The sequence below is a fragment of the Humibacillus sp. DSM 29435 genome (genome assembly GCF_001758225.1).
GTDB lineage: Bacteria > Actinomycetota > Actinomycetes > Actinomycetales > Dermatophilaceae > DSM-29435.
Genome location: NZ_MAST01000052.1, coordinates 136,049 through 155,529, shown reverse-complemented (window position 1 = coordinate 155,529; position 19,481 = coordinate 136,049). Strand labels below are relative to the sequence as shown.

General features: G+C 70.2%; 19 protein-coding genes and 1 tRNA gene. 2 read left to right on the top strand and 18 right to left on the bottom strand.

Annotation, left to right across the window (positions count from 1 at the left end):
• Nucleotides 1-47: 47 nt before the first annotated feature.
• From BA895_RS20910 to BA895_RS20825, 18 genes are all read right to left on the bottom strand, one after another.
• A complete protein-coding gene (locus tag BA895_RS20910; RefSeq protein WP_070193818.1) occupies nucleotides 48-860 on the bottom strand; it encodes a F0F1 ATP synthase subunit delta in 813 nt (270 codons plus the stop codon).
• Complete coding sequence (locus BA895_RS20905) at nucleotides 860-1,465, bottom strand: F0F1 ATP synthase subunit B (RefSeq protein ID WP_070193817.1); 606 nt, start codon at nucleotides 1,463-1,465, stop codon at nucleotides 860-862. The genes BA895_RS20910 and BA895_RS20905 overlap by 1 nt, the downstream gene beginning before the upstream one ends.
• Before the next feature lie 50 nt (nucleotides 1,466-1,515).
• Entirely contained in the window at nucleotides 1,516-1,728 is a 213-nt protein-coding gene (atpE, locus tag BA895_RS20900; protein ID WP_070193816.1) for an ATP synthase F0 subunit C, read from the bottom strand.
• Between the two features lie 138 nt (nucleotides 1,729-1,866).
• Nucleotides 1,867-2,661, bottom strand: coding sequence for a F0F1 ATP synthase subunit A (atpB, locus tag BA895_RS20895; RefSeq protein WP_070193815.1), 795 nt, complete (start codon nucleotides 2,659-2,661; stop codon nucleotides 1,867-1,869).
• A gap of 148 nt (nucleotides 2,662-2,809) precedes the next feature.
• Nucleotides 2,810-3,070, bottom strand: coding sequence for an AtpZ/AtpI family protein (locus BA895_RS20890; protein ID WP_070193814.1), 261 nt, complete (start codon nucleotides 3,068-3,070; stop codon nucleotides 2,810-2,812).
• 14 nt (nucleotides 3,071-3,084) lie between these two features.
• Nucleotides 3,085-3,612 (bottom strand): hypothetical protein, encoded by a 528-nt coding sequence (locus BA895_RS20885; RefSeq protein WP_070193813.1) that lies wholly within the window; start codon nucleotides 3,610-3,612, stop codon nucleotides 3,085-3,087.
• Nucleotides 3,613-3,733: 121 nt separating this feature from the next.
• Nucleotides 3,734-4,834, bottom strand: a complete 1,101-nt coding sequence (locus tag BA895_RS20880) for an MraY family glycosyltransferase (protein WP_070193812.1) — start codon at nucleotides 4,832-4,834, stop codon at nucleotides 3,734-3,736.
• Nucleotides 4,835-4,961: 127 nt separating this feature from the next.
• Entirely contained in the window at nucleotides 4,962-6,242 is a 1,281-nt protein-coding gene (gene glyA, locus BA895_RS20875) for a serine hydroxymethyltransferase (protein WP_070193811.1), read from the bottom strand.
• A gap of 67 nt (nucleotides 6,243-6,309) precedes the next feature.
• Nucleotides 6,310-7,362, bottom strand: a complete 1,053-nt coding sequence (locus BA895_RS24650) for an L-threonylcarbamoyladenylate synthase (protein ID WP_083283614.1) — start codon at nucleotides 7,360-7,362, stop codon at nucleotides 6,310-6,312.
• A gap of 63 nt (nucleotides 7,363-7,425) precedes the next feature.
• Nucleotides 7,426-8,388, bottom strand: a complete 963-nt coding sequence (gene prmC / locus BA895_RS20865; protein WP_070193810.1) for a peptide chain release factor N(5)-glutamine methyltransferase — start codon at nucleotides 8,386-8,388, stop codon at nucleotides 7,426-7,428.
• On the bottom strand, nucleotides 8,385-9,467 hold the full coding sequence (gene prfA, locus BA895_RS20860) for a peptide chain release factor 1 (protein WP_070193809.1): 1,083 nt from the start codon (nucleotides 9,465-9,467) through the stop codon (nucleotides 8,385-8,387). Before prfA ends, prmC begins: the two co-directional genes overlap by 4 nt.
• Before the next feature lie 198 nt (nucleotides 9,468-9,665).
• A complete protein-coding gene (rpmE, locus tag BA895_RS20855; protein ID WP_070193808.1) occupies nucleotides 9,666-9,881 on the bottom strand; it encodes a 50S ribosomal protein L31 in 216 nt (71 codons plus the stop codon).
• 257 nt (nucleotides 9,882-10,138) lie between these two features.
• Entirely contained in the window at nucleotides 10,139-12,490 is a 2,352-nt protein-coding gene (rho, locus tag BA895_RS20850; protein WP_256388467.1) for a transcription termination factor Rho, read from the bottom strand.
• A 255-nt stretch (nucleotides 12,491-12,745) separates the two neighbouring features.
• Nucleotides 12,746-13,717 carry a homoserine kinase gene (thrB, locus tag BA895_RS20845; protein ID WP_254666593.1) on the bottom strand — a complete coding sequence of 324 codons (972 nt, stop codon included), beginning with the start codon at nucleotides 13,715-13,717 and terminating at the stop codon, nucleotides 12,746-12,748.
• Between the two features lie 5 nt (nucleotides 13,718-13,722).
• Nucleotides 13,723-14,817 (bottom strand): threonine synthase, encoded by a 1,095-nt coding sequence (gene thrC, locus BA895_RS20840; protein WP_070193806.1) that lies wholly within the window; start codon nucleotides 14,815-14,817, stop codon nucleotides 13,723-13,725.
• The gene (locus tag BA895_RS20835) at nucleotides 14,817-16,133 is read right to left on the bottom strand and encodes a homoserine dehydrogenase (protein ID WP_070193805.1); all 1,317 of its coding nucleotides are present in this window, start codon (nucleotides 16,131-16,133) and stop codon (nucleotides 14,817-14,819) included. Before BA895_RS20835 ends, thrC begins: the two co-directional genes overlap by 1 nt.
• A gap of 78 nt (nucleotides 16,134-16,211) precedes the next feature.
• Entirely contained in the window at nucleotides 16,212-17,627 is a 1,416-nt protein-coding gene (lysA, locus tag BA895_RS20830) for a diaminopimelate decarboxylase (protein WP_070193804.1), read from the bottom strand.
• 2 nt (nucleotides 17,628-17,629) lie between these two features.
• Nucleotides 17,630-18,436: a DALR anticodon-binding domain-containing protein gene (locus BA895_RS20825; protein WP_070193803.1), complete on the bottom strand. Its 807-nt coding sequence runs from the start codon at nucleotides 18,434-18,436 to the stop codon at nucleotides 17,630-17,632.
• A 119-nt stretch (nucleotides 18,437-18,555) separates the two neighbouring features.
• Here BA895_RS20825 and BA895_RS20820 point away from each other — a divergent pair.
• Nucleotides 18,556-18,627 (top strand) — tRNA-Arg (locus BA895_RS20820).
• A gap of 133 nt (nucleotides 18,628-18,760) precedes the next feature.
• Nucleotides 18,761-19,369, top strand: a complete 609-nt coding sequence (locus tag BA895_RS20815) for a hypothetical protein (RefSeq protein WP_070193802.1) — start codon at nucleotides 18,761-18,763, stop codon at nucleotides 19,367-19,369.
• Nucleotides 19,370-19,481: the final 112 nt, after the last annotated feature.

Genomic DNA, 19,481 nt, shown 5'->3' with positions numbered 1-19,481 from the left:
ACCCGGCTTGGCGGGTCGGTGGTTGTTCACAGCTGATGGAGTGGTGCTCAGGCGCCCATGGCACGGCGGGCGCCGTCGAGCTTGCGGATCACGGTGCCGTCGATGACCTCGTCACCGATCTCGACCTTCACCCCGCCGAGAACTCGGGGGTCGATGAGGGTGTTGAGGTGGACCTTGCCGCCGTAGAGAGCGGAGAGACCCGAGACGAGACGCTCCCGGTCTCCGTCGGTGAGGGTGACGGCGGAGGTGACCGTCGCGGTCTGCTGGTCACGGCGACGCGAAGCGGCGTCGAGGAACCCCTCGACGACGCGGCCGAACCGCCGACCGCGAGGAGCCGACACGGCCTGGCGGACCAGCAGCGCGGTCTCGTCGGCCACCTTGTCGCGCAGCAGGTCGTCGACGAGGGCCAGCCGCTTGTCGGCGGGCACCGCCGTGTCTCCGAGAGCGGCGGACAGGCCAGGGTCGGCCGCGACGATGCGCTCGAACCGGAAGAGCTCGTCCTCGACCCGGTCGACCCGCTCGTTGCTCTCGGCCGCTGCGACGACGGTCTCGACGGCGTACGACTCGAGGCTGTCGGTGAGGTCACGGTCGGTGCTCCAGCGCTGACCGATGACACCCCCGAGCACGGTGAGCGCGGCGTCGCTGACCTTGCCCGCGAAGAGCCGTTGCGTCAGCGCCACCTTGTCGCTCTCCTCGCGGGCCGGGTCGGCCACGGCGCGACGCAGGTGAGAGTTCGAGTCGAGCAGCGTCACCACCGAGAACAGCTCGCCGGCCAGCCGGGGCAGGTCGACGCCCGCGGTCAGAGCGGCCGTGAAGGCCTCGCGGCTCTGAGTCGCCGCGGCCCGTGAGGAACCCTGCATCAGGCGTCGCCGCCCTCACCCGTGGTGGGCGCGGTGCCCACCTTCTCGCGCACGACCTCGCCCGCCTCGAGCTCGGCCAGGAACCGCTCGACGATGCCCTTCTGGCGGGTCTCGTCCTCGAGCGACTCGCCGACGATGCGGCTGGCCAGCTCGGTGGAGATGCGCCCGACGTCATGACGCAGCGACACGACCGCCTGCTGGCGCTCGGCATCGATCTGCTTCTTGGCGGTCTCGGTGATCCGGCTGGCTTCGGAGGCGGCTTGCTCTCGCATCTCGGCGATGATCGCGCTGCCCTGGGCCTTGGCGTCCTCGCGGATGCGCGACGCCTCCGCTCGGGCGTCGCTGAGCTGGGCCTGGTACTGCTCGAGGGCGGCCTGGGCCTGGGCCTGGGCCTCCTCGGCCTTGTTCATGCCGCCCTCGATGGCCGCGGTGCGGTCAGCGTAGATCTGCTCCAGCCGCGGCACGACCTTCTTGGCCACGACGTAGTAGAGGATCGCAAAGGTCGCCAGCCCGAAGAAGAACTCGAGCGGGTGCGGAATGATCGGGGCCGCGGTGGCCCAGAATCCTTCGTCGCCGCCCTCGGCGGTCACGAGCACTGCGTGCATGCGGGTCTCCTGAAAGAGATGCGGGTGGAGGTCGATCGCCCGAGCGGGCTTCAGCCGGCCTTGAAGACGAAGGCGAGCGCGATACCGAAGATGGCGAGCGCCTCGGTGATGGCCATGCCGAGGAAGGCGATCGGCTGGAGCATGCCGCGGGCCTCGGGCTGACGGGCGACGCCGTTGATGTAGGCGGCGAAGATGAGGCCGACACCGATGCCGGGGCCGATGGCGGACAGGCCGTAACCGAGGATGGCGATGTTGCCAGTCATGATGTGTCCATTTCCTTCTGGTCGGTCCCGCAGACGGGTTGTCAGCGGGGCTGGGGTTCAAGCGATGGGTTCAACGTGAGTGCTGCTGGTGGAACGTCGGGTGCGCCCGGGTGCTGCTGACGGACGCAGTGGGTCGGTTCAGTGCTCGTCGGCCACCGCACCGGCGATGTAGAGAGCCGCCAGGAGCGTGAAGACGTAGGCCTGGAGGAACTCCACGAGGATCTCGAAGAGGAACATGATGATGGCGAAGACCCAGGTGACGCCACCGGCGACCACGAGGATGCCGCCGTTGGTTAGCATGTACCAGCCACCGGTGACGAACAGCACGAGCAGGATGTGGCCGGCGAACATGTTGCCGAAGAGTCGCAGGGCCAAGGTGACCGGCCGCGTGAACAGGTCGGTGATCAGCTCGAGGACGAAGATGAACGGCACCATGGCCTTGGGCAGACCGCTCGGCACGAGCGAGGCCCAGTAGCCGAAGAAGCCGTGCTTGCGCATGCCGACGACGTGGAAGACGATCCAGACGATCAGGGCCAGCGCCACCGGGAAGCCGATGCGCCCCATCGTCGGGTAGCTCATCGGCGGCACGACACCGAACAGGTTGTTCGTGAGGATCAGCACGAACATCGTGAAGAGCAGCGGTACGAACCGCATGAACTCCTTGCTGCCGATCAGGTCTTTCGCGACCCCGTTGCGCACGAGGCCGTAGACCGCCTCGGTGCCCATCTGGCCCTTGCTCGGCACGACGGCCTTCTTCTTCGTGGTGGCGAGCAGCCACCAGCTGATCAGGGCGACCGAGAGCACGCTGAGCAGAATCGGCCGGGTGATGGCCCAGGCCCCGTCGGTGCCGAAGAGCGGCTGCCAGAACTCCTCCACGCCCGGGGGGGTGAAGTCGGCGCTCACGGCACCGACCGCAGTGGCCACGATGCTCACAGGTAACTCCTTCGAAGGCGCTGGGCAGTACTGGTGTCACGGGGCGTGCTGTTGCTGCTGTCGGTGGGCAACGTGTGCGGCAGTGGCTCGACGCTGCCGACGGTCGAGATGACGCAGAGGCGAAGCGGCACCCCGGCGACCACCGAGTTCAGTGCGTACCGTACCGGAACCAGATCAGGTAGAGCGACAACGCCATGCCTCCGACGATGCCCACCCCCACCAGCCAGGACGTTCCGAGCCAGTGGTCGGCGAGGGCTCCGAGGCCGCCGTAGATCAGCGGACCGCTCAGCAGGTAGGCGATGGCCCGCCAGGCGGAGTCCTGCTCGCTGGTGTTGAACCGCCGCAGCTTCTCTGCCTCCGACGGCTCGTCGGGACGAGGGGACGGTGTCGGTTCGGTGGCCTCGGCCATGGTGCTCTCCGGTCTCAGGGATCACGGCGCGGCTCCTTCGAGGGGTCGGTCGTGAGGGCAGCGGCGTCAGTGCCGGCGATACCGGCGATACCGCTGTCGGCGGTGTTGCCACTGTTGGCAGTATCGACGTCGTAGACGAAGATGCGTAGCCGCTTGTAGGCCCGCATCTCGAAGAAGAGCCACACGAGCGCACACACCGTGATCGACACACCGACGGCGTATCCCGACACCCAGCTCGCGTCTCGCAGGGCGAACATGGCGACACCGAGGACGACCACCTTGAAGGTGTAGGTGGCCATCACGATCATCATGACCGTCGTGGGGGCCAGGTCGGCGGTGCGCTTCATCACGATCAGGGTGGCGCTGAAGAAGAAGATGACCAGTGCGGCTCCGAAGGCGGCAGAGTAGGCGGCCTTCCCGCTCGAGAAGAGAGCGACCACGACGCAGACGAGGGCTGCCGCGGTGGTTGGCACCAGCGAGCCGCGCAGCAGCTGCGCGAAGGCGTCAGCAGATGATGCCTTCGGGGCCGTGATGTCGCTCAAGAAAACCTGCCTGGCTGCGTCGGTCGGCGTTGTGCTCGGGCTGGATGTGCTTGCGGTGCAAAAGGATCGGCTGCCGGTGGACTCCGGTTCCCAGACTCCCTTCAGGTGCTTGTGAATCCTATCACAAGCGTTCGGAGGCCCTCCACCTCGGCAGCAGGACGGTCAGGCCGGCACCGACGACCGCCGCAGCGAGCACCACCACGAGCGGCCACCAGCCGTCCCAGATCACGAACGAGACCGAGCCCAGGGCCACGATGGCCGCCCACAGGTAGAGGATGAGCACCGCCCGCCGGTGGGTATGGCCGAACTTCAGCATGCGGTGGTGCAGGTGCAAGGCGTCGGGCTGCCACGGTTTCTGCCCCTTGAGGGTACGACGCACCACGGCCAGGGCCATGTCGACCAATGGCAGCAGCATCACCGCCAACGGCACGATGACGGGCAGGAACGCGGCGGTCACCTGGTTGGCGCTGACGTCAGAACCGGGGTTGACGTTGCCCGTCAGCGTGATCGTCGCGGCCGAGAGCAACAGCCCGAGCGTCAGCGCCCCCGAGTCACCCATGAACAGGCGGGCGGGGTGGAAGTTGTGCGGCAGAAACCCCGCGCAGCATCCGACCAGCGCCGCCGAGATGAAGGTCGCCGTCGAGAACACGTTCGCCGGCACGAACGATCGCGAGACGATGTAGCCGTAGATGAAGAAAGCGAGCGCGGCGATGCCGACGACCCCGGCGGCGAGCCCGTCAAGGCCGTCGATGAAGTTGACGGCGTTGGTCGAGGCGATCACTACGAGCACCGTGAGCAGCACGAGCAGCGGCGTCGGGAGAAACGTGGTGCCGAAGATCGGCAACGACAGCAGCTGCACCCCGGTGTAGGCCATCAGCCCGGCAGCCAGCATCTGCCCGGCCAGCTTGGTCAGCCAGTCGAGCTCGCGGATGTCGTCGAAGGCCCCGACGAGGCAGACGACCCCGCCGGCCGCCACCACCCCGAGGATCTGCTTGGTGGAGAACAGCGTGCCGAGGTAGGGCAGCGAGCGGGCCACCAGCGCGGCGGCGACGAAGCCGAGGTAGATGCCCACTCCCCCCAGGCGCGGGATGGGGGTGGTGTGCACGTCGCGCTCGCGAACCGCCGTGAAGGCTCCGGTCGCCACGGCAAAGCTGCGCACCAACGGCGTGACGATGTAGGTGACCACAGCCGCCACGATGAGAACCAGTACGTACTCGTGCACTCAGGCCCCGACCCGAACACCCGCAGCCAGCGTCGCGCGCACGGTCGCACGGGCGCTGCTGGCCGGATGCCGCCGGGCCGGCCCAGCGGCATCCGGCCTCGACGCGGAGATGGGCACGGGCGGGCGATCAGCGGGGGTAGGCCGGGAAGCGGTCAACCAGCTCGGTCACACCGGCCCGGACCTCCTGGCTGACCGGGTGGTCAGGGTCGGCGTCGCCCTCGGTGACGGCGCGGTGGATGAGGGAGGCGATCGTCTTCATCTGCTCGATGCCCATCCCCTGCGTCGTCACCGACGGGGTACCGACCCGGATGCCGGAGGCGATGTTGGCCTTCTGCGGGTCGAACGGGATGGCGTTCTTGTTGAGCACGATGCCGGCGGCGTCGGCGCGGGCCTCGGCGTCGCGGCCGGTCACGCCGATGCCCTGCAGGTCGAGCAGCGCGAGGTGGGTGTCGGTGCCCCCGGTGGTCGGCCGGATACCCAGCTCGAGCAGGCTGGCCGCGAGCTGCTGGCTGTTGGCGATGACGTCCTTGGCGTACTGGGCGTACTCGGGGGTCATCGCCTCCTTGAAGTTGACCGCCTTGGCCGCGATCGTGTGCATCTGCGGACCGCCCTGCATCATCGGGAAGATCGCCTTGTCGAGTGCCGCGGCGTGCTCCTGCTTGCAGACCAGCGCGCCGGAGCGCGGGCCCCGCAGCACCTTGTGGGTGGTGAAGGTGACCACATCGGCGTGGGGCACGGGCGAGGGGATCGCCTTGCCGGCCACCAACCCGATGAAGTGCGCCGCGTCGACCCAGAAGATGGCGCCCACCTCGTCGGCGATGGCGCGGAAGCGCTCGAAGTCGATGAGCCGCGGGATGGCCGAGCCACCCGCACAGATCACCTTGGGCCGGTGCTCCCGCGCCAGGGCCTCGACCTCGTCGTAGTCGATGTTCTCGGTCTCCTTGACCACGCCGTAGTGCACGGCGTCGAACCACTTGCCCGAGAAGGAGACCTTGGTGCCGTGCGTCAGGTGGCCGCCCATCGGCAGGCTCATCGCGAGGATCTTCTCGCCCGGCTTCATGAAGGCGCCGTAGACCGCCTGGTTGGCGCTCGCTCCCGAGTGTGCCTGCACGTTGGCGTGCTCGGCGCCGAAGAGCTCCTTGGCCCGGTCGATCGCCAGGGTCTCGGCCTTGTCGACCTCGCTGCAGCCGCCGTAGTAGCGCCGGCCGGGGTAGCCCTCGGCGTACTTGTTCGACAGCGTCGAGCCGAGCGCCGTGAGCACGGCCGGGCTGCTGAGGTTCTCGCTCGCGATCAGCTGCAGCCCGCTGCGGATGCGCCCCAGCTCGGAGAGCAGCACGTCGGCGATGTCTGGGTCGAACGCGTTCAGGGCGTCGAAGTCTGAGCCGTAGAAGGTCTGGTCGTGCACCATGAGAGATCTCCGGGTGGTCGCGGAAGGGTGGGGGAACCTCGAGGGGTGGGCCGGGAGCAGGCCAACTCTAGTCCGACTGGCTCGGTGGTCGTTCAGGCTCGCTGACCTGCGCCGGCCCGGATGCCGCCCCGCTCGGCCGCGCTGGCGCGGCGTCATCAGACCCGACCTCAGCCACCACCGGCTCAGCGTTCTCGACGGGGTCGTCGAGCGGTGGCTGCGCATCGTCAGGCTCGGCCTCGGCCGCCTCCGGCCCAGCCTGTGCGACACCCTCGTGGGCGGCCTCAGGGGCATCATCAGGGGCATCGTGAGCAGCATCGTCGATGACCTCGTCGGGGTCGGCGTGGTTCTCGTCGTCGGTCTGGTCGCCGTCGCCGGTGTCGCCGTCGCCGGTGTCGCCGTCGCCGGTGTCGGTGTCGGCGTCGTCGGTGTCGGCGTGGTCCTCGTCGTCGGCCGCCGCCGCCGCCGCTTCGGCCTCGCGGGCCTCTTCTGCCTCGAGGAGCGCAGCCTCGATGACCTCCTGCGCGATGGCACCGAGGCGCAAGGTGACCGGCGACTCCCCGGTGCAGTCGATGATCGTGGAGGCCTCGCCGTCGGAGGACGGCCCGGCGTCGAGGTAGACCGCCACCGACTCCCCCAGCATCGCGAGGGCGTCGTCGACCGTGCGCGATGCGGGGTCGCCGGTCGTGTTGGCGCTTGTCACCGCCATCGGCCCGATCTCGCCGAGCAGCTCGAGCGCCACCTCGTTGGCCGGTACCCGAAGCGCCACGGTGCCGTTGGTGTCGCCGAGGTCCCAGTGCAGGGAGGTCTGCGCCCTGAGCACGAGGGTCAGCGGCCCGGGCCAGAACCGCTCCATCAGGGTCTGCGCGTAGTCGGGCACCTGGGTGGCCAGGCCCTGTGCCGTGCGCGCCGTCGGGATGAGCACCGGAGGCGGCATGTCGCGGCCACGGCCCTTCGCGGCGAGTACCGAAGCGACCGCCCCCGCGTCGAAGGCATCGCAGCCGATCCCGTAGACCGTGTCGGTGGGCAGCACGACGAGGTCTCCGCGGCGAACGGCCGACGCTGCGGCATCGACGCCCTTCACTCGCTCGTCGGGGTCGGAGCAGTCGTAGCGTTCGGTCACGGGGGCGAGCCTACTTCGACGCTGCGGTAGCACCGGCGAAAGGCCACTTCTCGCCGGCTGCCGTCAGGGCGTTGGGGTGTCTGCCCGACGGGCCGAGGTCACCCGTGGCCGTCCGGTGAGGTCGTCGTGGTCGGCGACCGCAGACCAGGCGCCCGACTGGCGCATTCGCCGGGGCAGGCTCTCGCCCTGCACGTCGGCGTGCTCGACGAGCAGCAGGCCACCCGCCCGCAACAGCCCGACCGCCACCGCGACGGTCTGCAGCGGGATGGCCAGCCCGTCGTCGCTGCCGCCGTAGAGGGCGATCTGCGGGTCGTGGTCGCGCACCTCGGGGTCGTTCGGCACCGCGCCGAGCGGGATGTAGGGCGGGTTGACGGTCACGACGTCGACCATCCCGGCCCAGTCGAGCAGGCACGGCTTCGTCGCGTCGCCGTGCACGATCTCGACGTCGAGGCCGAGCCGGTCGCGGTTCGACACCGCCCACGCACACGCCTCCGCGGAGACTTCGACACCGCGCACGACGGCATCCGGCCGCTCCGCCTTGATCGCGAGCGCGATGGCTCCCGAGCCCGAGCACAGGTCGACCACCCGCACCGACGCCCCACCCTTACCCGCGAACGACTCGTTCGAGGTCGAACGACGGGGTAGACCACCGCGTTCAACCTCGAACGCGTCGTTCGCCGAGATCAGGTGGTCGATCTCGGCGAGGGCGAGGTCGACGAGCACCTCGGTCTCGGGCCGCGGGACGAACACACCGGGGCCCACCGCGAGCGTGAGGTAGCGGAAGTAGGCCCGGCCGGTGAGGTGCTGCAGAGGGATCCGCCTGGCACGGTCGTCGACGAGCGCAGCGAACGACTCGGGCAGCGTGCGGCCGCCGAGCACCATCAGGCGGCGCAGCTCGGCGGCCTCGACCCCCAGGGTGTGGGCAGCGAGCTCGACCGCGTCGACCTCAGCCGATCGGATGCCGGCCCGCGTCAACCGCTCGACCGCGGCCCGGACGCCGGTGGCCAGGTCGGTCGCTCCGGTCACGCCGGCCCGTCGGCGAGGGCGGCGAGCTGCGCGGCCTCGTCGGCGTCGATCGCCGACTGCACCACGGCGTCGAGCTCACCACCGAGCACCGTGTCGAGGTTGTAGGCCTTGAAACCCGTTCGGTGGTCGCTGATGCGGTTCTCGGCGAAGTTGTAGGTGCGGATCCGTTCGCTGCGGTCGACGGTGCGCACCTGCGACCGTCGCACGGCCGAGGCCTCGGCGTTCGCCTCGTCCTGCGCGAGCTGGTGCAGGCGGGCTCGCAGCACCCGCATCGCCGCCTCCTTGTTCTGCAGCTGCGACTTCTCGTTCTGACACGAGACCACGAGCCCCGACGGCACGTGGGTGATGCGCACCGCGGAGTCGGTGGTGTTGACGCTCTGCCCGCCGGGGCCCGAGCTGCGGTAGACGTCAATACGCAGGTCGTGTGGGTCGATCGTCACCTCGACCTCTTCGGCCTCGGGCATGACCAGCACCCCGGCAGCAGAGGTGTGGATGCGACCCTGGCTCTCGGTGACCGGAACCCGCTGCACCCGGTGCACCCCGCCCTCGTACTTGAGGCGCGCCCACGGGCCCTCCCCCGGCCCGGGCGTGCCCTTGGCCCGCACCGAGACACGCACGTCCTTGTAGCCGCCGAGGTCGCTCTCGGTGGCCTCCTCGACGACCGTCCTCCAGCCGCGGCTCTCGGCGTAGCGCAGGTACATCCGCAGCAGGTCTCCGGCGAACAGGGCCGACTCCTCGCCGCCCTCCCCCGCCTTGACCTCGAGGATGATGTCGCGGTCGTCGTCGGGGTCGCGCGGGATCAGCATCCGGCGAAGATGTTCCTCCGCCTCCGCGTGGGCCGCCTCGAGGCCGGGCACCTCGGCCGCAAACCCGTCGTCGTCGGCAGCCAGCTCGCGGGCCGTGTCGAGGTCGTCACTGGCCGATCGCCAGGCCCGGGCCGCTGCCACCGTCGGGGCCAGGGCGGCGTACCGCTTGTTGAGGGTGCGCACGGCGTTCTGGTCGGTGTGGATCTCGGGGTCGGCCAGGCGCAGCTCGAGGTCGGCGTACTCATCGAGGATCGACTGCACGGAATCGAGCATGAGCTCTCCTACTCCTGGGTCGAGGTCTGGTCGCGGTCTGGTCGCGGTCTGGTCGCGGTCTGTTCGAGGTCTGGGTCGAGGTCTGGTCTGCGCGCTTCGGCGCAGGCCGCTGACGGACGGGATCGGGCTGGTTCGGCCCGGGAACGAGCAACGCCGGCCCCCGACGACCGAAGTCGTGGGAGCCGGCGTGCGGGAGACCTACTTGGCGTCCTTCTTGCCGTAGCGGGCGTTGAACCGGGCCACGCGGCCACCGGTGTCGAGGATCTTCTGCTTGCCGGTGTAGAAGGGGTGACACTGCGAGCAGACGTCGGCCGAGATCTTGCCCGACGTCTCGGTGCTGCGGGTGGTGAACGTGCTGCCACAGGTGCAGGTCACGATGGTCTCCGCGTAGGCGGGGTGCAGGTCGTTCTTCACAGCGGTCTCCTAGAGTGGTTCGGCCGGGTCGGAGTCGGTGCAGCGGCGTATCGCCTGCTGCTCGTCCGTGAACCGGTCCAGAGGAAGAGTGTGCCAGAGGTGGCGCACGATGATCAAAACACGGGATCCCGCCCGCGAATTCCCGCCCTCGCAGGCCTCCCCAGCCGGCTGAACGCAGCGTTCGTGGACGAATGCGCTGTTGGAACAACGAGTTCGAGAACGAACACCGCGTTCAGCAGGACGTGGCGCTTGACCGGCTAGTCGAGACGGTTGCTGGTGGTCGCCTGCACCTGGGTGAGGAACTCGTAGTTCGTCCGGGTCTTGCGCAGCCGGTCGACGAGCAGCTCCATGCCCTGCTGGTTGTCGAGGGCGGCGAGAACACGACGCAGCTTCCACATGATCTTCAGCTCCTCGCTCGCGAGCAGGATCTCCTCGCGGCGGGTGCCCGAGCTGTTGATGTCGACGGCCGGGAAGATCCGACGGTTGGCCAGGTCACGACTGAGACGCAGCTCCATGTTGCCGGTGCCCTTGAACTCCTCGAAGATCACCTCGTCCATCTTCGAGCCGGTCTCCACCAGGGCCGTGGCCACGATGGTGAGCGATCCGCCGTTCTCGATGTTGCGCGCCGCGCCGAAGAACTTCTTCGGCGGGTACAGCGCGGCCGAGTCGACGCCGCCGGAGAGGATGCGTCCGCTGGCCGGCGCCGCCAGGTTGTAGGCGCGCCCGAGCTTGGTGATCGAGTCGAGCAGCACGACGACGTCGTGACCGAGCTCGACGAGCCGCTTGGCGCGTTCGATGGCCAGCTCGGCAACCGTCGTGTGGTCTTCGGCAGGACGGTCGAAGGTCGAGGAGATGACCTCGCCCTTGACCGCGCGCTGCATGTCGGTGACCTCTTCGGGCCGCTCGTCGATGAGCACCACCATGAGGTGGCACTCGGGGTTGTTGGTCGTGATCGCGTTGGCCAGGGCCTGCAGGATCATCGTCTTGCCGGCCTTCGCCGGGGCGACGATGAGGCCGCGCTGCCCCTTGCCGATCGGGGCGACCAGGTCGATGATCCTGGTCGTCATGAGGCTCGACTCGGTCTCGAGGCGGAGCCGCTGCTGCGGGTAGATCGGAGTGAGCGTCTGGAACTCGACCCGTTTGGTCGACTCCTCGGGCGTCGCGCCGTTAACCGAGTCGAGACGCACGAGAGCGTTGAACTTCTGCCGCCCCACGTTGCCGGACGGCTGCTCACCCTCGCGCAGCGCCTTGACGGCGCCGGTGACGGCATCGCCCTTGCGCAGGCTGTGCTTCTTGACCATTCCCAGCGGGAGGTAGACGTCGTTCGCCCCGGGCAGGTAGCCGGAGGTGCGCACGAACGCGTAGTTGTCGAGCACGTCGAGGATGCCGCCGACGGGCACGAGCACGTCGTCGTCGTTGACCTGTTCCTCCGAGTCGTTCCACTCCTGGCCGCTGCCCGTGCCGCGACCACGCTTGCGGTCGCGGCTGCGCTGGCGGTTGCGGCTGCGGCGGCTGCCGCGCTCGTCGTCGTCGTAGCGCCCCTGCTGTCCCTGCTGACCCTGCTGGCTCTGCTGCCCGCCTTGGCTGCCTTGGCTGCCTCGACCCTGCTGGTGGTCGTCAGGCTGACCCGCCTCGTCTGGTCGGTCTGTGCCCGCCTGGCGGTCCTGCCGGTCTGTGCCCGCCTGCCGGTCCTGCCGGTCCTGCCGGTCCTGCCGGTCCGTGCGGTCCTGCTGGTCGCTGCGATCCTGGCGGCCCGACCTGGTCTGACGGTCGGAGACATCGCCGGCGCCGGAACCCTCGGGCTCCTCGTCACGGTCGCTCTGGCGACCGGCCGTCTCACGCACTGCCCGTAGTGCTTCCGCCTGGCGCTCCTGGCGGTCTCGACGATCGGCCCGACCCGTCTGGCCCTCGTCGCGCTGACCGGCACCGTCCTGTCGATCCCGCCGACGCTGACGACGCGCCTCGCCGGCCGCGTCACCCTGGTCGACCGAAGGTGCCTGCTCGTCGACAACGGGGGTCTGGGAGCCGGTCGGTGCTCTGCGCTCGTCGCCGGTCTCGCTGGTGCGGTCGCCGCCGGTCTGCCGGTCGGCCCCGGGCGACTGCCTGCTCTGGTCGCTGCGGGCACCGTTCCTGTCCCGGCCGGCCGCGCTGGTGGCCGACGTGACCGACGTGGTCGCCGTCCGATCGGAGCCGGCTTCGGGGGCGCCGGGGGCGCCTGGTGCGTCGTCGACCCGGCGCGGACGCGTGCCGGTGGATGTTCGTTCGGTCACCGGTGCGGCGGTGGCCGCCGCACCCGCCGCACGGCTGACCCGGCGACTGCCGCGGGCCGACGGCGCATCGGTCGAGCCCGAGGCCGCTTCAACAGCAGGGGCGGCGGTCACGGTAGGCGTCGACGCCACCGCAGGGGTCGAGGACCCTGTGGGGGCAGAGGTGGGGGCTGCGACTGCCGCGGTGGCGCCACCCGACTGCCGGGCCTTGATGGCCGCGACGAGGTCGCTCTTGCGCATCTTGGCCGTACCGGTGATGCCCATCGACGTGGCAACGCCCTTGAGCTCGTCCAGCCTCATGGCCGACAGGCCGGAGACCGGGCGCGAAGTTGTTTCTGACACGAAGGATCCTTCCCCCTCGTTTGCGGCCCGGGATGCTCCCTGATGCCGGACTGGGGCCAGTGACTCTGGCCGAGTGAGAACCACGTCGGCGGAACGCGCCAAGCGACGGCGAGCGCCGTCACGATGTGGGGGTGGTGCACCCGCCTGCGCTGACGCGGTCTGCGGTGCGGCTCCCACGCTATCACCGGCTGCGTCGCATGGCAGCCGACGGCAGCGGTCAGACCGGTCACTCGGCATCCGCGACCCGTCCACGGCTCAGCGCGCTGTGACCGTGGCCCCGACGTGGGCCACACCCGGTGTGATGCGGTGCCAACCTGCGCTCTCGAAGCCGAGCCGCTCGGGAAGCACCACCTCGTGGGCCTGCGAGGTGGTGGTCAGAACCAGCACGGTGGGGCCGGCGCCGGAGACGAAGGCTGCCCACCCCTGCGCTCGGAGCGCGTCGACGAGCGCCATCGAGTCGGGATAGGAGGCGCGGCGCGGCTCCTGATGCAACCAGTCGCGTGTGGCGGCGTGCAGGTGGGACAGGTCGGCGGTCAGGGCGTGCACGAGCAGCGCGGCGCGACCGGCTCCGCTCGCTGCCGACCGCAGCGGCACGGTGTCGGGCAGCACGGCACGGGCCGTGCGGGTGGCCAGCTGCCGGTCGGGCACGAACCCCACGACGTCGACCTGCGCTAGCAGCTGAGGTCGGGCTGTGACGGTGCGCTCCCCGAGGTCGAGGCCGGTACCGTCCGGCATCCAGCTGACGGTCAGACCGCCGTAGACGCTTGCCGATGCGTTGTCGGGGTGTCCTTCCTGAGCGCTGGCGAGGTGGTTGGTGACCTCGCGCTCGACCACCACGGGCTCACCCGCCATCGTGTCAAGATCGCTCGAAAGCGCTTGTGCCGCCATGACCCCGGCCACGATGGCCGTGGCCGAAGAACCAAGCCCCCGGCCGTGCGGAACCCCGTTGACGGCCTCGAGCCGAAGCCCGGCAGGTGGCGCCACCCCGAGCGCCGACCACGTGTGCCGCATCGTGGCGACCACAAGATGACGCTCGTCGGTCGGCACGTCAGCGCGGCCCTCCCCCGTCACCTCGATCTGCAGCCCAGGGACCTCGGAGGTCGTGGCGACATACTCGTCCCACAGCCCGAGGGCCAGCCCGATGGAGTCGAACCCGGGGCCCAGGTTGGCCGTGCTCGCCGGTACTCGAACGTGCACCGAACGACCCACCACCGCGGCGTGCTGCACGCGCCTCAGCCTTCGAGCCCGAGCGCGTGAGCGGTCGAGACTGCGTCGACCGAGACGCGGGTGGGCACGATCTCGGAGCCGTCGGCCGTGCGCAGCGCCCACTGGGGGTCCTTGAGCCCGTGACCCGTGACGGTGCAGACGATGCGGGCACCCTCGGGCACCAGACCGGCGGCGTGACTCGCGAGCAGCCCCGCCACAGAGGCCGCCGAGCCGGGCTCGACGAACACCCCCTCCTGCGACGAGAGGTAGCGATGAGCCGCCAGGATCTGCTCGTCGGTGACGGCGTCGATGCGTCCGCCCGACTCGTCGCGGGCGGCGATCGCCTGGTCCCACGAAGCGGGGTTGCCGATGCGGATCGCCGTCGCGATGGTCTCGGGGTCGTCGATCGGGTGGCCCTTCACCAGGGGCGCGGCCCCTGCCGCCTGGAAACCCCACATGACCGGCAGCTGCGTGGCCGGGCCGGGCTGGTTGCTGACGTGAGGGTCGCTCGAGTACTCGCGGTAGCCCCGCCAGTAGGCCGTGATGTTGCCGGCGTTGCCGACGGGGAGACAGTGGATGTCGGGGGCGTCGCCCAGCGCGTCGACCACCTCGAAGCTCGCCGTCTTCTGGCCCTCGATGCGCGCCGGGTTGACCGAGTTGACGAGCTCGACCGGGTAGGCCTCGGCGAGCTTGCGGGCCAGGGTCAGGCAGTCGTCGAAGTTGCCGTCGACCTGCAGCAGGGTCGCGCCGTGGGCGATCGCCTGGCTCAGCTTGCCCATGGCGATCTTTCCCTCGGGCACGAGCACGCCGCACGTCATGCCTGCCTTGGTCGCGTAGGCCGCCGCAGACGCGCTCGTGTTACCGGTGCTCGCGCAGATCACGGCCTTCGCTCCGCGCTTGGCGGCGAGGCTGATGGCCGCGGTCATACCGCGGTCCTTGAACGAGCACGTGGGGTTGAGCCCCTCGTACTTGAGATGGACCTCTGCGCCGACGAGCGCCGACAGCTTCTCGGCGAGGATGAGGGGCGTGCCCCCCTCATGCAACGTCACAACGGGCGCTCCGACCAGCATCGGCAGACGCTCGGCGTACTCGGCGATGACGCCACGCCACTGGTGGGCCATCACGAACCTTCCACGCGCATGACCGAGTTGACCCCGCGCACGACGTCGAGCGTGCGCAGGCGATCCACGGTGCCGGACAGGGCGGCGTCGCTGGCCGTGTGCGTGACGATGATGAGGTTGGCCCGGGCGCTCGAGTCACGAGTCTGGGCCACCAGCTGCTGGCGCACCGTCTCGATCGAGACGTCGTGGTCGGCGAAGGCGAGCGCGACCTGCGCCAGCACCCCGGAGCGGTCTTCCACGTCGAGGCTGATGTGGTAGCGCGTCAGCGCCTCACCCATGGGCAGCACCGGCAGGTCGGCATAGGTCGACTCCCCCGGCCCGAGACCACCTCCCACCCGGTGCCGCGCAACCGCGACGACGTCGCCGAGCACTGCGGATGCCGTGGGGTCGCCACCGGCGCCGCGGCCGTAGAACATCAGCTGGCCGGCGGCATCCGCCTCGACGAAGACGGCGTTGAAGGCCTCGCGCACCCCGGCGAGGGGGTGTGACCGGGGGATCATCGCCGGGTGCACCCGCACCGACACACCCTTGTCGGTGTGCTCACAGATCGCGAGCAGCTTGACCACACAGTTCATCTCGCGGGCGGCCGCGACGTCGGCCGCGGTCACCTCGGTGATGCCCTCGCGGTAGACATCGGTACCGGACACCCGGGTGTGGAACGCGAGCGACGCCAGGATCGCGGCCTTCGCGGCTGCGTCGAACCCCTCGACGTCGGCCGTCGGGTCGGCCTCGGCGTAGCCCAGGGCCTGCGCCTGCTCCACCGCGTCGTCGAAACCGGCCCCGGTGGTGTCCATCTTGTCGAGCACGTAGTTCGTCGTGCCGTTGACGATGCCGAGCACCTTGCGCACCTCGTCGCCCGCGAGGGACTCGCGAAGGGGACGGAGCAGCGGAATGGCGCCGGCCACGGCCGCCTCGTAGTAGAGGTCGACGCCGTGCTCGGCGGCCGCGGCGTACAGAGTGGGTCCGTCGTCGGCGAGCAGCGCCTTGTTGGCCGTCACGACCGAGGCACCGTGCGCCATCGCGCGCAGGATGAGCGACCGGGCGGGTTCGATGCCCCCGATCACCTCGACCACGACATCGGCCCGCGTCACGAGCTCGTCGGCATCGGTGGTGAACAGTGCGGGGTCGACGCCGAGCCCGCTGCGGTCACGCCCGTCGCGGCGAACCGCGATGCCGACGATCTCGAGCGGGCCCCCGATGCGAGCGGCCATGTCGTCGGCGTGATCGGTGAGAAGTCGCGCCACCGCTCCTCCGACGACACCGGCGCCGAGCAGGGCGACACGCAGCGGTTGGGGCGTGCTGACTTCAGTTACCACGAACGAATCCTGACGTGTGTCCGGGTGGTGGACAGTGATTGTTCCGCGATCCGGACAGCGTCGACGAAAAAGTCGTCGTCAGACGTCGAGCGCGATGATGTCGTCGATGGTCTCACGCCGCACGATGACCCGCGCCGCGCCACCTCGAACCGCCACCACCGGCGGGCGGGGGGTGTGGTTGTACTGGCTCGACAGGGCGCGGCAGTAGGCGCCCGTTCCGGGTACGGCAATGAGGTCGCCGGGCCGCACGTCGCTGGGCACGAACTCGTCCTTGACGACGATGTCTCCGCTCTCGCAGTGCTTGCCGACGACGCGGGCCAGCATCGGAGGCGCCTGCGAGGCGCGGCCGGCGACGGTGCACGAGTAGTTGGCGTCGTAGAGCGCCGTGCGCACGTTGTCGCTCATGCCGCCGTCGACCGAGACGTACGCACGGGAGGCGCCGCCGTCGAGGGCGACCATCTTGACCGTGCCGACCTCGTAGAGCGTGAACGTGCTCGGGCCGGCGATGGCCCGGCCGGGCTCGACCGAGATGCGCGGCACCCGCACGTTCTCGGCGCGGCACTCCCGCTCGACGATCTCGGCCATCCCCGCCGCGAGCCGCCGCGGCGGTAGGGGGTCGTGCTCGGTCGTGTAGGCGATGCCGAACCCGCCACCGAGGTCGAGCTCAGGCAGCTCGAGACCCAGCTCGTTCGCGACTCGTGTGTGCAGACCGATGACCCGCCGCGCCGACACCTCGAAGCCGGCGACGTCGAAGATCTGGGAGCCGATGTGGCTGTGCAGCCCGAGCAGCCGCAGGGTGCCTTCGTGGCCCGCGATGCGGCGAACCGCCTCGAAGGCGTCGCCGCTCGACAGCGAGAAGCCGAACTTCTGGTCCTCGTGCGCCGTGGCGATGAACTCGTGGGTGTGCGCTTCCACCCCGACGGTCACACGCACCAGCACGGGGGCGACCACCCCGAGCCGAGCGGCCACGGTCGACACCCGCTCGATCTCGTCGAACGAGTCGACCACGACGCGCGCCACCCCGTGACGTAGCGCCGCCTCGATCTCATCGACGCTCTTGTTGTTGCCGTGCATGCCGATGCGGTCACCGGGCAGCCCGGCCCTGATCGCGACGGCGAGCTCGCCGCCCGAGCAGACGTCGAGGTGCAGACCCTCCTGGTGCACCCAGCGGGCCACCTCGGTGCAGAGAAAGGCCTTGCCCGCGTAGAACACGTCGGCGCCACCCAGGGGCTCGAAGACCTCGGCGTAGGTCTGCTTGAACTCCCTTGCCCGAGAACGGAAGTCGTCTTCGTCGATGACGTAGCAGGGCGTGCCGAAGTCGCGAGCGATGGTGTCGGCGGCCACCCCTCCCACCGAGAGGACTCCGTCGCTGCTGCGACGCACCGACGTGGCCCACAGCGACGGCACCAGCTCGTTGACATCGACCGGCGACGCCAGCCAGGCGGGCCCCCGGTAGCCCTCCGCGTGAAGCGCGCCGGCCTCGTGTGCGTGCATGGCTACATCCTCTCCGGGGCCGCGGCGCCCAGACGGGCGAGTCCATTGCGCAAGACGCGGGCCGCGGCCTGCGCGAGGGCCAGACGCACGCCGTGCACAGGCTCGACGTCGGCGTCGGCGAGCATCGGGCGCACGGCATGGCGGTTGGCGTCGCACAGCTCCGCGAGGTCGGTGAGGGCGCGTACCTGTTGAGCACGGTTGCCCTCGCCGGTCGCGAGCCGCTGGGGCAGGTCGGCGAGGGCCACCTGCAGCCGCCGCTCGGAGACGTGGGTCAGCGAGTCGCGAGGGCCCACGGCTCGCGCGCTGACGCCGAGCGCCTGTGCGTTGCGCACCACCCGGCACAGCCGGGCGTGGGCCTCCTGCACGAAGCGCAGCGGGTCGCCCTGCTGCAGCGGAGCGTCATCGCCCGTGCTGGTCGGCAGCTGGGCAGCGCTGACCGCCGCGTCAGCGCCCAGGCCGTATCCGTCGTCGGCGAGAACGGTGTCGATGACCTCGGCCCGGCTCAGATCGGTGAGCGTGATGGCCAGCAGGCCTGCCGGTGTCACCTCGACGGCCCCGATCGGGCCCTGCTCGGTCAGCCCCTGCGCCAGCACCCGGGCGAGGCGTCGAGGCTCCAGCCCGAGCAGCGGAGCCCACCGCTGGGCCACCGGCGAGACCCAGTCGGCCACGACGCCGGCCGAGCGCGCGTCGACGGGTCGAAAGAGGGGGCCGGCCGGTGGGCCTGCCTGCGCCCCGTCGGGCAGCAGCCCGTCGCGGACGGCACGGGCGGCCACGTCAGAGAAGATCTGACGTAGCTGGTCGGGCCCCATGCGCCGAGTCTACGGCGAGCCGCTGGAGACGCACGGGCGCCGCAGACCTCTCGCCGGGCGCATTCCGCGAACACGACGCAGTGCTGCTAACCTCACCGGGCGCACGAAAGTGCGCTGCCGCCCCCGTAGCTCAGGGGATAGAGCGCCGCCCTCCGGAGGCGGAAGCGCAGGTTCGAATCCTGCCGGGGGCACCGTTTTCCACCGCTGGTCACCAATGGTCTTGGCCCGAGGGTCACCGAGGGTCACCAGGCGGCTTGGCCGGCAGGCGGCGTCGGTGAACCAGCGGCCTGCGCCCGTTGAGCCCCGTTCTGCCACCATGGGCGGGTGCTCATCTCGAAACCGGTCGCCGAGGGCATCCGCACCGGAGCCGTGAGCCAGGCGTTCCGCCGGTGGGACGCTCCTCGGGTCAAGGTGGGTGGCGAGCAGCTCACCCCCGCCGGGGTCGTACGCTTCGATGCCGTCACCCAGGTTCGGGACCCCTCGAAGCTGACCGAGCGCGACGCCCACCGGGCCGGGCTGAAGAACCTGTCGGCCCTGCAGAAGCTCTTGGCGCCCACCGACCGCAAGCCGTCGGCACGAGGTGGCCGCGGCGGAACGCGGGTGTACCGCATCCGGCTGCGCTGGGTGGGCGAGGACCCTCGGCTCGCGTTGCGAGAACGTCTGCCGGATGCCGTCGAGCTGGCCGACATCACCAGCCGGCTCGCGCGCCTCGACGCCCGGCCGACCGGCCCCTGGACCCGCCAGACCCTCGAGTGGATCCGCGACCACCCCCACGTCGTGTCGAAGGAGCTCGCCGCCGTGCGCGACGTGGACCTGCTGCCGATGAAGGTCGACATCCGCAAGCTCAAGGCGCTCGGCCTGACCATCAGCCACGAGGTCGGCTACGAGCTCGCTCCTCGCGGGCAGGCCTACCTCGACAGCCTCCCGATGTGATCCCTCCTGCTCACCGAACGGCATCCGGGCCACGGGCGGTGCAGCGCTCCGCCCCCGCTGACCCGCACCGGCGCCGCTGACCCGCACCGGCGCCGCTGACCCGCAGGGGCAA